At 71.3% G+C, this 13693-nt stretch carries 11 protein-coding genes; 6 read left to right on the top strand and 5 right to left on the bottom strand.

Features of this window, described 5'->3' with window-relative positions; genetic code table 11:
• The first annotated feature begins 30 nt into the window (after positions 1–30).
• Positions 31–1284 carry a threonine ammonia-lyase gene (gene ilvA, locus M1203_RS04275; protein WP_249948132.1) on the top strand — a complete coding sequence of 418 codons (1254 nt, stop codon included), beginning with the start codon at positions 31–33 and terminating at the stop codon, positions 1282–1284.
• Between the two features lie 144 nt (positions 1285–1428).
• Here ilvA and greA read toward each other — a convergent pair whose 3' ends face one another.
• Positions 1429–1926 carry a transcription elongation factor GreA gene (greA, locus tag M1203_RS04270; protein WP_249948131.1) on the bottom strand — a complete coding sequence of 166 codons (498 nt, stop codon included), beginning with the start codon at positions 1924–1926 and terminating at the stop codon, positions 1429–1431.
• 232 nt (positions 1927–2158) lie between these two features.
• Entirely contained in the window at positions 2159–2560 is a 402-nt protein-coding gene (locus tag M1203_RS04265) for a DUF4307 domain-containing protein (RefSeq protein WP_249948130.1), read from the bottom strand.
• A gap of 98 nt (positions 2561–2658) precedes the next feature.
• Between M1203_RS04265 and mca the strand changes: the two genes are divergently transcribed.
• Both mca and M1203_RS04255 read left to right on the top strand, forming a co-directional pair.
• Entirely contained in the window at positions 2659–3540 is an 882-nt protein-coding gene (mca, locus tag M1203_RS04260) for a mycothiol conjugate amidase Mca (protein ID WP_249948129.1), read from the top strand.
• The gene (locus M1203_RS04255; RefSeq protein ID WP_249948128.1) at positions 3533–3832 is read left to right on the top strand and encodes a hypothetical protein; all 300 of its coding nucleotides are present in this window, start codon (positions 3533–3535) and stop codon (positions 3830–3832) included. Before mca ends, M1203_RS04255 begins: the two co-directional genes overlap by 8 nt.
• 75 nt (positions 3833–3907) lie before the next feature.
• Here the strand turns inward: M1203_RS04255 and M1203_RS04250 are convergent, their stop codons facing one another.
• From M1203_RS04250 to M1203_RS04240, 3 genes are all read right to left on the bottom strand, one after another.
• On the bottom strand, positions 3908–7144 hold the full coding sequence (locus M1203_RS04250) for a tetratricopeptide repeat protein (protein ID WP_249948127.1): 3237 nt from the start codon (positions 7142–7144) through the stop codon (positions 3908–3910).
• A gap of 206 nt (positions 7145–7350) precedes the next feature.
• Complete coding sequence (locus tag M1203_RS04245) at positions 7351–8004, bottom strand: fasciclin domain-containing protein (protein WP_249948126.1); 654 nt, start codon at positions 8002–8004, stop codon at positions 7351–7353.
• Between the two features lie 281 nt (positions 8005–8285).
• Complete coding sequence (locus M1203_RS04240; RefSeq protein ID WP_374402100.1) at positions 8286–9857, bottom strand: molybdopterin-dependent oxidoreductase; 1572 nt, start codon at positions 9855–9857, stop codon at positions 8286–8288.
• Positions 9858–10146: 289 nt separating this feature from the next.
• Between M1203_RS04240 and sigK the strand changes: the two genes are divergently transcribed.
• The 3 genes from sigK to M1203_RS04225 all read left to right on the top strand — a co-directional run bounded on the left by sigK (position 10147) and on the right by M1203_RS04225 (position 13659).
• Positions 10147–10731, top strand: coding sequence for an ECF RNA polymerase sigma factor SigK (sigK, locus tag M1203_RS04235; RefSeq protein ID WP_374401819.1), 585 nt, complete (start codon positions 10147–10149; stop codon positions 10729–10731).
• Entirely contained in the window at positions 10728–11477 is a 750-nt protein-coding gene (locus tag M1203_RS04230; protein WP_249948123.1) for an anti-sigma factor domain-containing protein, read from the top strand. Before sigK ends, M1203_RS04230 begins: the two co-directional genes overlap by 4 nt.
• A gap of 130 nt (positions 11478–11607) precedes the next feature.
• Positions 11608–13659, top strand: coding sequence for a thioredoxin domain-containing protein (locus M1203_RS04225; RefSeq protein ID WP_249948122.1), 2052 nt, complete (start codon positions 11608–11610; stop codon positions 13657–13659).
• Positions 13660–13693: the final 34 nt, after the last annotated feature.

Genomic DNA, 13693 nt, shown 5'->3' with positions numbered 1-13693 from the left:
CCCGGCCGGTGAGCTGCGAGACTGGCACTCATGAGCTTCGGTACGTCCCGCCCGGTGCCTCGCCCCGCGCACCACCCCGCGCACCCCCTGATCCTCGACGACATCCGTGGGGCCCAGAAGATGCTGTCCGGCGTGGCGCGGATGACCGCGATGGAGGGGAGCAGGTATCTGACGCAGCTGGTCGGCGCACCGGTCCTCTTCAAGTGCGAGAACCTCCAGCGGACCGGCTCCTTCAAGCTGCGCGGCGCGTACGTACGGATCGCCGGCCTCTCCCCGGAGGAGCGCGCGGCGGGCGTCGTCGCGGCCAGCGCGGGCAACCACGCCCAGGGCGTCGCGCTCGCCTCCACCCTCCTCGGCGTCCGGTCGACGGTGTTCATGCCGGTCGGCGCGCCCCTGCCGAAGATCGCGGCGACCCGCGACTACGGAGCGGAGGTACGGCTGCACGGACAGGTCGTGGACGAGACACTGGCCGCCGCCGAGGAGTACGCCAGGAACACCGGCGCGGTCTTCATCCACCCCTTCGACCACCCGGACATCATCGCCGGTCAGGGCACGGTCGGCCTGGAGATCCTGGAGCAGTGCCCCGAGGTGCGGACGATCGTCGTCGGGATCGGCGGCGGCGGGCTGGCCGCGGGCATCGCCCTCGCGGTGAAGTCGCTGCGCCCCGACGTGCGGGTGATCGGCGTGCAGGCCGCGGGCGCCGCCGCGTATCCGCCCTCGCTCGCCGCCGGCCGCCCGATGGAGGTCGACTCACCGCAGACGATGGCGGACGGCATCAAGGTGGGCCGCCCCGGCGACATCCCGTTCCAGCTGATCCAGGAGCTGGTCGACGAGGTGCGTACGGTCTCGGAAGACGAGCTGTCCAGCGCCCTGCTGCTCTGCCTGGAGCGGGCGAAGCTGGTGGTGGAACCGGCCGGGGCGAGCCCGGTGGCCGCGCTCCTCGGCGACCCCGGCGCCTTTCACGGCCCGGTGGTCGCGGTGCTCTCGGGCGGCAATGTCGACCCCGTACTGATGCAGCGGATCCTGCGCCACGGCATGGCGGCGGCGGGCCGCTATCTGAGCCTGCGGCTCCGGGTGACGGACCGGCCGGGCGCGCTGGCCACGATGCTCGGGGTGCTGTCGGTCGCGGACGCCAATGTGCTCGATGTGAGCCATGTACGGACCGATCCGCGGCTCGGGCTGACAGAGGCGGATGTGGAAGTGCATCTGGAGACCAAGGGGCCCGCGCACTGCACGGAGGTGGCGGCGGCGCTGCGGGAGGCGGGCTACACGATCCTGGGCTGACGGCGCCGGCCGCCAGGGCCGAAGGAGCCGCCGGGCCGGCGCAGCGCCGGGGCCGGGGGACCCGCCTGCCGGACCGTGTGGCGCCGGGCCGATCGACTCCGCCTGCCGGACCGTGTGGTCCGGCAGGCGGCTGCCTCGTGGTGCTCAGCCCTGGTAGGGCTTGGCGTCGAGGATCTTCACGGAGGCGGTCCTGCCGTTGGGCAGCTCGTACTCCGCGTTCTCACCGACCTTCTTGCCGTTCACACCGCTGCCGAGCGGGGACTGCGGCGAGTAGGTCTCGATGTCCGAGCTGGCGTACTCGCGCGAGGCGAGCAGGAAGTCCAGGGTGTCGTCCGGATCTCCGTCGAAAGCGATCGTCACGACCATGCCGGGCTCGACGATCCCGTCGTCCGCCGGGGCCTCGCCCACCTTCGCGTTCTGCAGGAGCTGGGTCAGCTGGCGCACTCGGAGCTCCTGCTTGCCCTGCTCCTCCTTGGCCGCGTGGTACCCGCCGTTCTCCCGGAGATCGCCCTCCTCACGGGCCGCCGCGATCTTCGTAGAGATCTCCGTGCGCGCGGGACCAGACAGGTACTCCAGCTCGGCCTTCAGCTGGTTGTACGCCTCCTGGGTGAGCCAGGTGACGTTCTCACTGGTCTGGGTCACAGGTGCTCCTCGTAGGTACCGGGAATACAAAGCAACGCCCTACCCAGAAGGATGTGCCTTCTCGGGTGGGCGAAACCACGAGCCTAACAATTTCGTGGCGCAAGGGGGAGGACGAATGCCGTCAGAATTACATCAGCGCAGGTCAGCGCCTTGCATCGGGGGCGTCGGCGGCGGGTCCCGGGGCTTCTGCCGCCGGTTCCGGCGCGCGAGGGCCGGGTTTTCCGGACGCGCCCTAGTCCGACGTGCAGGCCAGCAGCTCGGTACTGGTCGCGCTGTCCGTGGTGCGCACCGTGACGACCCGGTCGATCCGCGTCTCGCCCGCGCCGAAGCGCACATCCAGCCGGCCGACCTCCGCGCCGCTCTCCGCGAGGGAGCGCAACGTACAGCTGCCGGTGGCGTCCCGGTCCTTGCGGACCTCCAGATGCGCCTCGACCTCGGTGGCGGAAACCCGCTTGAACTTGATGAGCTCGCCGGAGACACTGCGCTCGACCACGTAGTGATAGCCGAACCAGCCGATCAGACCGATCAGCGCGACGCCGAGCACCGCGCCGACGATCTTCAGCCCGCGGTCCGCGCGCTGGTCCGCCGAGCGGCCGTAGCGGTCCCGGAGAGGCTCCTCGCGCACCACGGCCATGATCGTTCCCTTCGGAGTCGGGCAACCCGGAATTTCCGCCCCCCGATATCCGTCACTATAGAAGCCGTCCAACGCGCCACATCACTGAGGATCGAGTCTTGACTGAGCAGCTGCGACTGATGGCCGTTCACGCCCACCCCGACGACGAGTCGAGCAAGGGCGCGGCCACCATGGCCAAGTACGTGTCCGAGGGGGTGGACGTGCTGGTCGTGACCTGCACGGGAGGCGAGCGCGGCTCCATCCTCAACCCCAAGCTCCAGGGTGACGCCTATATCGAGGAGCACATCCACGAGGTACGCAAGAAGGAGATGGACGAGGCGCGCGAGATTCTCGGCGTCAAGCAGGAGTGGCTGGGCTACGTCGACTCAGGTCTGCCCGAGGGCGATCCGCTGCCGCCGCTGCCCGAGGGCTGCTTCGCGCTGGAGGACGTGGACGAGGCGGCGGGCCGTCTCGTACGCCTGATCCGCTCGTTCCGGCCGCAGGTCGTCACCACGTACGACGAGAACGGCGGGTATCCGCACCCGGACCACATCATGACCCACAAGATCTCGATGGTGGCGTTCGAGGCCGCGGCGGACAAGGAGAAGTACCCGGAGGACGACTTCGGTCCCGTCTGGCAGCCGGAGAAGCTCTACTACAACCAGGGCTTCAACCGGCCGCGTACGGTCGCACTGCACGAGGCGCTGCTCGCCCGGGGCCTTGAGTCCCCGTACGGCGAGTGGCTGGAGCGCTGGAAGGAGTTCGAGCGCGAGGAGCGGACCCTGACCACGCATGTTCCGTGCGCCGACTTCTTCGAGATCCGGGACAAGGCGCTGATCGCGCACGCCACCCAGATCGACCCCGACGGCGGCTGGTTCCGTATCCCGATGGACATCCAGCGGGAGGTCTGGCCGACGGAGGAGTACGAGCTGGCGAAGTCGCTCGTCGATACATCCCTCCCCGAGAGCGACCTGTTCGCGGGCATCCGCGACAATGCCTGATATGGATGCGATTCAGGCAGTGGCGTTCGCGGCTCCTCTCGCCAAGGAGCTCGACGAGAACAAGGTGACGCCCGGTGTGCTCGGGTTCATCGTGTTCGCGGTGATGGCGGGGGGCGTGTGGATGCTCATGAAGTCGATGAACCGCCACATGGACATGGTCAACTTCGAGGAGACCCCGGCACAGCCGCCGGTCGCGGCCCCCCAGTCCCCGAACGCGGAGTCCCCGGCCGCGCCGGCTGCGAAGCGCCCCACGGAGAGCGAGCCGACGTCCGCCGCGCCGCGCGGCGAGTAGCGACCTTCGGCGTCGTCCCGCGCCCGGCCCCCTGACGCCCCGACCCACAGGGCGTCACGGGGCTGAGGGAGTTGGCTATGTGACCGCGGTCACCGGTACGCCCATCACCTCCCGTGCGTGACGGTTCGGCACCATGCCCAGTTGCCAGGCCTGCCAGCCGTCCTCCAGTCGTACGCCCCGGCTCAGCATGACCCCGAGCGTCGCCATGGATTCCGTGAGCTTGCTGTCGCGGGACGTGTGGTCGGCGGCGGAGAGGTCCGACAGTTCCTGTTCGGCGACGACCGAGCCCACCTCGATACCGCCCGCCGAGGCGTACGGCAGAAGCGTGCAGCGCAGGAAGCGGGACCAGTCGGCGCCGCGGTGGTCGTCGTACGAGGCGAAGAGCGCCGTCGCCTCGTCGCACAGCTGGAGCGCCTGGCCGGGGCGGTTGTTGCCGGCGTCGATGACGGCCAGCTCCAGACAGGTCCAGGCCTCGCCGTGGGCGACGCCGATGCGGCGGAAGTCCGCGCGGGCGTCGGTCAGCAGCTGGCGGGCGAAGCCGGAGTTGCGGAGGTTGCCGGTCTGGGCGGCGCGCTGGTCGCGGGTGACCCGGCCCGAGTGGTGCCGGGCGCAGGCCAGCCCGTACACGTCCCGCATCCGGGAGAACATCGTGCGCGCCCGCTCCAGTTCCCGTACCGCCTGGTCGCGGTCGCCCGTCGCCTCCAGCGCGTGGCCCAGGTAGTAGAGCGTCCACGCCTCACCGCGCGCGTCCTCGTTGTCGCGGTGGCGGGCGAGGGCGTCGCGCAGTTCACCGACCGCGGGGGCCGGGTCGCCGTCCACCAGGTGGGTACGGGCGAGCTGGGTCATCGCCCAGGCCTCGCCGCGGCCGTCACGGGTCCTGCCGTACAGATCGAGTGCCGCGCGCAGCTCCGCCTCCGCCCGCGCCACCTCGCCGAGGCGCAGATACAACTGGCCCAGCTGGAAGTGCGTCCACGCCTCGCCGTGCAGGGACTCGTTCTCGCGGTGCAGTACGAGCGCGCGGGACAGGAGGGTGAGCGCCTCGGCCAGCGAGCCGCGGTCGCGCTCGACGGCCGCCAGCGCGTGCAGGGTCCAGCCGCGGTCTCCGGCCAGCGGCTCCGGGGACTGGAGGGCGAGCGCTTCGCGCAGCTTCGCCGACGCCTCGGTCAGATTGCCCTGGTGATGCAGGGTGATGCCGAGCGAGCACAGCGCGCGGGCCGCGCCCGCGTCATGGTCCGCCTCACGGTAGAGACCGACGACCGTGGTCAGGGTGGTGCGCGCCTTGTCCAGCTCGCCGAGCTGCCGGGCCGCGATGCCCGTACGCCACTGGACCGAGCGGAGCAGCAGCCCCTGGCCCACCGCCTGGGTCAGCTCGTTGATCTCGCCCAGCCGGTAGAGGTCGCCGCGCAGCAGGCAGTAGTCGCAGAGCGCGCCCAGCAGGTTGAGTACGGCCTGCTGGTCGACCCCCTCGGCGTGCCGCAGCGCGGCCGTGATGAAGCTGGACTCGTCGTCCAGCCAGCGCAGCGCGGACTCCAGCGAGGAGAAGCCGTGCGCGCCCGCCGCGGTCTTGAAGAGGTCCGCGCGGGTGGAGGTCTTGCCGTCGACCAGCCGGATCACGGAGTCGGCCAGCTCGCCGTAGTTCCGGATCAGCCGTTCCTGGGCGGCCGTACGGTCCTCGGCGCCCTCCTCGTCCCGCAGCCGTGAGTGCGCGAAGATCCTGACGACGTCGTGCAGCCGGTAGCGGCTGGCCCGTACGTGGTCGATCAGACCCGCCCGGGACAGCTCGGCCAGCAGCCGGCCCGCCTCCTGCTCGTCCGTCGCCAGCAGCGCCGCCGCCGCTGCCGCGCCCAGGGAGGCGCGGCCCGCCAGCGCGAGGCGGCGCAGCAGCCTGCGGGCCTGGTCGCTCATGTCGGTGTAACGCACCCACAGGGCCCGCTCGACCGGTTCGACCGGGCCGTACGCGTCGAGGTCCGTGGCCAGCCGCTGGGCGGAACGCTCCGTGAGGGAGGAACCGGCGATCCGCAGGGCGAGCGGCAGGCCGCCGCACAACTCGCCGACCCGGTCGGTGGATTGCGCGTCGTACGGTCCCTCCGCCGACGCGGCGGACGGTTCGGCCATGGCCCGCAGCAGCTCTTCCGCGCCCGCCGTGTCCAGCGGCTCGACGGCCAGCTGGTGCACCCAGGCCGGTACGTCGTCCGGCAGATCGAGCCGCTCGCGGGCCGTCACCAGCACCAGGCTGTCGGACCGTTCGGGCACCAGCGTCCGTACCTGTTCGGGGTCGGAGGCGTCGTCCAGGACGACCGTCACCGGCAGGCCCGTCAGATGCTGGTGATACAGCTCGCTCAGCCGCCGTACCTGCTGCTCCGGGGAGGACCCCTCGCGGAACAGCAGCTGTTCGCGCGGCGCGCCGAGCCGGTTGAGCAGATGCAGCAGCGCCTCCCGGGTCGACAGGGGCGCCTCGAAGGAGCCGCCGCCGCGCAGGTCGACCACGCACGCGCCTCTGAACTGGTCCTTGAGCTGGTGCGCGGCCCGTACGGCCAGTTCGGTGCGGCCGGAGCCGGGGGCGCCGTACAGCACCACGACCGTCGGCTTCGTCTCCGTCGACACCCGGGCCGCGTGCACCCACTGCGCGATCTGCGCCATCGCCGCGCGCCGGCCGGCGAACGGCCCGGCCGGCTCGGGCAGATGGCCGAAGGACTGCTCCAGCACACTGCGCCGGCGGGCCGCCGCGCTGCGGTCCCCGCCGCGCAGTTGCGGGACGACGGTGGGCTTCTTGGTGGTGCGCCGGGACGCGGAGGTCAGCACCCGCTGCTGGTCGAGGAACGGGCGGATGCCCCGTACCTCCAGCGCCGTCAGCCACTGGAGCCGCAACTGTTCGGTGCCGCCTGGCTGGCCGGCCGCCCCGGCTCTGCGGTGCGCGGCCGGCCAGTGCGAGGCGGTCACCTTGGCGACGGTGGTCGCGGCCCCCGCGACCGCGACGACGGCGCCGGCGCCGAGCGCGACGCCCGTGGCGGTGCCCAGCGCGACATCCGCGCCGATGGCGGCGACCGCGGCGACGGACGTGACCAGTGCGGGCGTTCCGAGGGATTGTTTGCTGAAGCGTTCCGAGAGCGCGGGCCGCTCGGCCCGGTCCGTGTCCAGCGCGCGCACATACGCGGCGTACTCCTCGTCCGCGCCTGCCGCGATGGCGTCCAGGGCGCCGCGCCCGCGCGCCAGCAGGGTGTTCCCCTCGGTCCGCCCGCCGGAGCGCCGTACCTCTTCCTCCACGGCACGTACCAACAGCCTCTCGGCTTCGGCCCGGTGGCTTTCCCGCATGTGCGTCCCCCTCCGAGAGCATGGGTTGAGAGAGGACATTGTCCTGCCTGCGGCACGCGATGGCGAGGGAGCCCGCCGGTCCACGGTCGGCACACCCGCACCGCTCACCCGGCACAGTCGCCTCTGTGCCGGGTGAGCGGTGGGTGAGTGTGTGAGTGGGTGTGTGAGTGGGTGGTGGGGGTGTTCGGCCAAGTCCCGTTCGCTGGTCAGGACTTCGGCATGAGCACGGTGTCGATGATGTAGACCGTGGCGTTGCCGGTCGGGACATTGCCGCAGACAACCTTCGAGTTGTCGTCGACGGTGTAGTCCTCGCCGGATCCCTTGGTGGTGAGGGTGGACTTCTGGAGAGTCTCGTAACTGCCGTTCTCGAGCTGCTGCGGGGTGAGCTTCTGCCCGACCACGTGGTAGGTGAGGATGTTGGTCAGCATCTCCTTGTCCGCGAGGACCTTGTCCAAGTCGGCCTTCGGGAGCTTGGCGAAGGCGTCGTTGGTGGGCGCGAACACGGTGATGTTCTGTGCGTTGTTGAGGGTGTCGACGAGCCCGGCCTTCTTCACCGCGGCCACCAGTGTGGACAGGGCGGGGTTGTTGGAGGCGGCCGTCGCCACCGGGTCCTTGGCCATGCCGTCGAAGGAGCCGGCGCCCTCCGTGGGGACCGAGGCGCAGGCGGGCCCGAACGGACCATCGCCGCCAGGAGCGGCATCGTCCGCGGGCGGGGTCGACTTCTCCTCGGCCGGCGCCGTCGTCTCCTTGTCCGCGGCCGATGTCGAAGAGTCGCTCTCCCCGCAGGCGGTCAGCGCGAGGGGCAGAACAGCGGCCGCGGCGACGGCGACAGCGGCACGACGGAAGCGGAAGGAAGTCATCAGAGTTCTCCTGGGTGATCGAATGATTGCGGTGTGTAGTGACTTGGGTGTGTGGGGCGGCCTGGGCGGGAAGCGCGGGTCACCTGGTGACGCTTGTCCCGTGAGGGCTCTCCGTTTGATCGTCACATTGGTGATTCGGAGCGCGGCGCGAGGTGGATTGGTGGATCGCGTAGGCGACGAGATATCACCCGATGGGGCAGCTCTTGAACGGGAGTTCGAGGTGATCGCGCGTCAGGTCGTGCGTCAGGTCGCCCGTCAGGCCGCTCTGTCAGGTCACTCCGTCAGGTGGTCACTGTCACGACGACGCTGTGCCAACCGCTGGCGCCGTCGGGGATGGTGCGGGCGCGCCGCTCCGTCTGGATCTCGCCGGTGCGGTCGGTGGCGCGCACGGTGAGGGTGTGGGTGCCGGTGGTGGCTTTCCAGGGGAGGGACCACAGGCGCCAGGTGTCGGTGGTGTGTTCGGCCGCGAGATGGGCGCGTTGCCAGGGGCCGTCGTCGACGCGTACCTCGACCAGGTCGATGCCCCGGTGCTGTGCCCAGGCGACCCCGGCGACCATGACGGTGCCGGCCGTGGGGCGCGCGAAGGGTTTGGGGGTGTCGATGCGGGACTGTGTCTTGATGGGGGCCTCGCGGGCCCACTTCCGCTTGACCCAGTAGGGGTCGTAGGCGTCGAAGGTGGTGAGCTCGATGTCCTCGATCCACTTGCAGGCGGAGACATAGCCGTAGAGCCCCGGCACGACCATACGGACCGGGAAGCCGTGCTCGAAGGGCAGCGGGTCGCCGTTCATCCCGATGGCGAGCATGGCGTCCCGGCCGTCCATCACGTCCTCGACAGGGGCGCCGAGCGTCATCCCGTCGACGGACCGGGCCACGAGTTGATCGGCCCGGCCCCCGCGTGACGGCGGCCTGACTCCTGCCTGCCGCAGCAGGTCCGCCAGGCGTACGCCGATCCAGCGCGCGGTGCCGACGTAGGGGCCGCCCACCTCGTTGGACACACAGGTCAGGGTGATGTCGCGCTCGATCAGCTCACTGTCCAGCAGGTCCTGGAACGTGAGGCTGAGAGGGTTGGTCACGCCCCTTCCGTGGATCCTCAGGCGCCAGGCGGTGGCGTCGACCCTGGGGACGACGAGGGCGGTGTCGACGCGGTAGAAGTCCTTGTTCGGGGTGGTGAACGGCGGCATTCCGGGAACGCGCGGTGCGGCGCGGGAATCGATCGCGGGGGCCGGTGACCCGGGGGTCGGCAGGGTGATGGCCGCTCGTGACGCGACGGCGTCACCGCTTCGGGAGGAGGCCAGGCCGCGGCCGAGGACCGATGCCCCAGCGGAGGCGACGGCCGCCGCGGATGCGGCGAGCAGGAAGCCGCGGCGGTCCCAGCCATCCGGTCCGTCCTGCGTCACCGCGTCGCGGGGGCCGGCGAGAGCGCGGGCCAGGACGTACAGCACCGCGGCACCGGCGAGTGACCCGGTGATCGACGGCAGGGCGTCGGTCCACGACGCGGAATCCGGGCGCCCGAGCGCGGCAGCCGCTCCGATCACGCCGAAGGCCAGGACTCCGAGAGCGCCGGCCCGCCGATGGCGCGGGGCGAGCAGGCCGAGGGCCACGGCGAACAGCGCCAGTACGGTGAGGATGCCCGCCTGCAGCACGAGTTTGTCGTGGGTGCCGAAGTTGCGGATCGCCCAGTCCTTCACCGGTGCCGGGGTGAGGTCGATGGACGCGCCGCCGACCGCGAGCACGGGACTGGCCTCCGGTCGCACGAGCGCTGCCGCCAGTTCCCCCACCGCCAGCGAGGAGAACGCGGCCAGCAGTCCGGCGGCGCCCGCCGTCGTCCCACGGATGAGAGTTGCTCGGTTGATGGTCACACCCGTCCTTCGCGGCGGCGCGGCCACCGGCTTGGACCCGCCCGGTGCCGGCGGTCTCACAGTTGACCGCCGGACACGGTCGTTCCTCCGGGCGATGAGTGACCCATCCGCTTGCCCGACCGTGGCGAAGTAATGAGGAGGCACAGCGTGGCGGAGCGCGCCGCGCCTGAACTCCCCCATTCGTCGTCACTGATCACCGAAGGGCTGATATGCGAGGGAAGCGTCCCGCCGGTCATAAGGGCTGCCTGTGTGAGGTGGCCCACCAGTGATGAGAGGGAACCCGTTGAGTGAACCCGCTCCTTCCGGCCCGCCACACCCCGCCGAACTCCGGCTGGACGAGATCATGAGGCGTGTCGCGTGCGGCGACAAGGAAGCCTTCACGGTTCTCTACGACGCCGTCGTCGACACCGTGTTCGGGATCGTCCTCAAGGTCGTGCGCGACCGTGCCCAGTCCGAGGAAGTCGCCCAGGAAGTCATGATCGACCTGTGGCGGCGCGCTCCGCGCTACGACCCGGAGAAGGGCAGCGTCCACGCCTGGGCCAGCATGATCGCTCACCGCCGCGCCGTGGACCGGGTCCGCTCGGCCGAGGCAGCAGCCAACCGCGACCGCGACCACGCCGTACGCGACCTGCAACGGCCCTACGACGATGTCGCCGAGCGAGCCGAGACCCGGTTGCAGAGCCAGCAGGTGCGCCGCTGTATGAAGCAGCTCACCGAACTCCAGCGGCAGGCGGTCACTCTCGCCTACTACCAGGGGCTGACCTACCGGGAAGTCGCGGAAACCCTCCGCACCCCGCTTCCGACCGTCAAGACACGTATGCGCGACGGGCTCATCCGGCTGCGCGACTGCATGGGGGTGACAGCATGAGAGTTCACGAAGAACTCCACAGCCTTACCGGCGCCTACGCACTCGACGCGCTCCCACACGACGAGCGCGAGGTGGTCGAGGCCCATCTCGCGCACTGCGCACCGTGCCGGGACGAGGTGGCCGGGTTCGCCGCCACCGCCGGCCGGCTCGCCGGAGCGGTGGCCGGCCCGGCCCCGCGGGGCATGAGGGATTCCGTCATGCACGGCATCGACTCCGTACGCCAGATGCCCCCACGTGTGCCGGCGAGCGACCAGCGCGTCACATCGATCTTCTCGGCGATGCGCAGGACCGGCCCCCTCCTCGTCGCCGCCGGCATCGTCGTCACCGTCACCCTGGCGGGCGTCGCGGCCTGGCAGCACCAGCGGAGCACCGAGTCGCAACGAGAGGCGCGGCAGGCGGCCCGGCAGCTCGAAGACCTGACGTCGGTCATGTCCGCCCCCGACGTCCGCACCGTCCAGGGCCGCACCACCAACGGGGCCTCCGCCGCGGTCATCACGTCCAGGCAGCTGGGCAAGGCGGTGTTCGTCGGCACCGGCCTCCCCAGGCCGGCCAGTGGCAGGACCTACCAGCTCTGGTACGCCGAACACGGCACCATGCGCCCGGCCGGACTGCTCGAACACGACGGGGCCGTGGCCATCGAGGGCGACCTCGGCAAGGCCACCGCCGTCGGGCTCACCATCGAACCCGCCGGCGGCTCACCCCAGCCCACCACCGCTCCACTGATGCTGCTCACGCTTCCCGCATGACCGGACGCACGCGCGTACGTCGGGCACTCCATGGGCGGAGCCCTCGAACCTGCCGCGTCACCAGCCCGGAACTCCGCGCCCGCGGCGGGCGTGCGCGAGGGCAGCGCCCCCGCTGGGGCAGGATGGGCGTATGGCGAACCGACTGGCCCATGAGACCTCCCCCTACCTTCTCCAGCACGCCGACAACCCGGTCGACTGGTGGCCGTGGTCGCCCGCCGCGTTCGAGGAGGCGCGGCGGCGGGATGTGCCGGTGCTGCTGAGCGTGGGGTACAGCAGCTGTCACTGGTGCCATGTGATGGCGGGCGAGAGCTTCGAGGACCCGACGACCGCCCGGTACATGAACGCGCACTTCGTCAGCGTCAAGGTCGACCGCGAGGAGCGGCCCGATGTGGACGCCGTGTATATGGAGGCGGTGCAGGCGGCCACCGGGCAGGGCGGGTGGCCCATGACGGTGTTTCTGACGGCGGACGGGGAGCCGTTCTACTTCGGTACGTACTTCCCGCCCGCGCCCCGCCACGGCATGGCGTCCTTCCCGCAGGTCCTGGAGGGGGTCAGTGCCGCGTGGAAGGACCGGCGCGGGGAGGTCGCGGAGGTCGCGGCGCGGATCGTGGGGGAGCTGGCCGGGCGGTCGCTCGCGTACCGGGGGGACGGGGTGCCGGGCGAGGAGGAGTTGGCGCAGGCGCTGCTGGGGCTGACGCGGGAGTACGACGCGGCGCGGGGCGGGTTCGGCGGGGCGCCCAAGTTCCCGCCGTCGATGGCGGTGGAGTTCCTGCTGCGCCACTACGCCCGTACCGGCGCGGAGGGGGCGCTCCAGATGGCGGCCGACACGTGCGAGGCGATGGCCAGGGGCGGGATCTACGACCAGTTGGGCGGCGGGTTCGCCCGGTACTCGGTGGACCGTGAGTGGACGGTGCCCCACTTCGAGAAAATGTTGTATGACAATGCGCTGCTGTGCCGGGTGTACGCGCATCTGTGGCGGGCCACCGGTTCCGATCTGGCCCGGCGGGTGGCGCTGGAGACGGCCGACTTCATGGTGCGCGAACTGCGCACGGCCGAGGGCGGGTTCGCGTCCGCGCTGGACGCGGACAGCGACGACGGCAGCGGCGCGCATGTGGAGGGCGCCTTCTATGTGTGGACGCCGGACCAGCTGCGCGAGGTGCTGGGGGAGTCCGACGCCGCGTTCGCCGCGCGGTACTTCGGGGTGACGGAGGAAGGCACCTTCGAGAAGGGCGCGTCCGTGCTGCAACTGCCCCTGGACGGCGGGGTGGCGGACGCCGCCCGGGTCGATTCCGTACGGCGGCGGCTGCTCGCGGCGCGCGACGGACGGCCGAGGCCGGGCCGGGACGACAAGGTCGTGGCCGCCTGGAACGGGCTCGCGATCGCCGCCCTGGCCGAGACCGGCGCCTACTTCGACCGGCCGGATCTGGTGGAGCGCGCCACCGAGGCCGCCGATCTGCTGGTGCGGGTGCATCTGGACGATACGGCGCGGCTCGCCCGTACGTCGAAGGACGGCCGCGCCGGAGCCAACGCGGGGGTCCTGGAGGACTACGGCGATGTCGCCGAGGGCTTCCTGGCGCTCGCGGGGGTCACCGGTGAGGGTGCTTGGCTGGAATTCGCCGGATTCTTGCTGGACATTGTCCTCGACCGGTTCGTGGCCGAGGGCGGGACGCTGTACGACACGGCGAACGATGCCGAACGTTTGATCAGGCGCCCGCAGGACCCCACGGACAACGCCACGCCGTCCGGCTGGACGGCCGCCGCCGGGGCGCTCCTCTCGTATGCCGCGCACACCGGCTCGGAGGCCCACCGCACCGCGGCGGAAGGGGCGTTGGGGGTGGTCAAGGCGCTCGGGCCGAGGGCGCCGCGGTTCATCGGCTGGGGGCTCGCGGTGGCCGAGGCGCTGCTCGACGGGCCGCGCGAGGTCGCGGTCGTGGAGAAGCCGGGGGACGACGCGGACGGGACCGGTCCCGGGCGGAGCGCGCTGCACCGTACGGCGCTGCTGGGCACCGCGCCGGGTGCCGTCGTCGCCGCGGGCGTGGCCGGAAGTGATGAATTCCCGCTGCTGGCGGACCGTCCGCTGGTCGGCGGGGAGGCCGCCGCCTATGTCTGCCGGAGGTTCGTCTGCGCGGCACCGGTGACGGAAGTAGCCGCCCTCAAGGGAGAGTTGGGCGTTTTCGAGTAACGTCTGGCTGATTTTCGACGCATGGTGAATCGGC

The sequence above is a fragment of the Streptomyces sp. 35G-GA-8 genome, assembly GCF_023534745.1.
Classification (GTDB): domain Bacteria; phylum Actinomycetota; class Actinomycetes; order Streptomycetales; family Streptomycetaceae; genus Streptomyces.
This window is presented reverse-complemented; position numbering and strand designations above follow the sequence as displayed.

Coding starts and splice junctions, on each gene's coding strand:
- M1203_RS04250 (WP_249948127.1), bottom strand. CDS start 7,144: ATGCGGGAAAGCCACCGGGCCGAAGCCGAGAGGCTGTTGGTACGTGCC.
- M1203_RS04245 (WP_249948126.1), bottom strand. CDS start 8,004: ATGACTTCCTTCCGCTTCCGTCGTGCCGCTGTCGCCGTCGCCGCGGCC.
- M1203_RS04230 (WP_249948123.1), top strand. CDS start 10,728: ATGAGAGTTCACGAAGAACTCCACAGCCTTACCGGCGCCTACGCACTC.
- M1203_RS04265 (WP_249948130.1), bottom strand. CDS start 2,560: ATGGCCGTGGTGCGCGAGGAGCCTCTCCGGGACCGCTACGGCCGCTCG.
- M1203_RS04255 (WP_249948128.1), top strand. CDS start 3,533: ATGCCTGATATGGATGCGATTCAGGCAGTGGCGTTCGCGGCTCCTCTC.
- ilvA (WP_249948132.1), top strand. CDS start 31: ATGAGCTTCGGTACGTCCCGCCCGGTGCCTCGCCCCGCGCACCACCCC.
- M1203_RS04225 (WP_249948122.1), top strand. CDS start 11,608: ATGGCGAACCGACTGGCCCATGAGACCTCCCCCTACCTTCTCCAGCAC.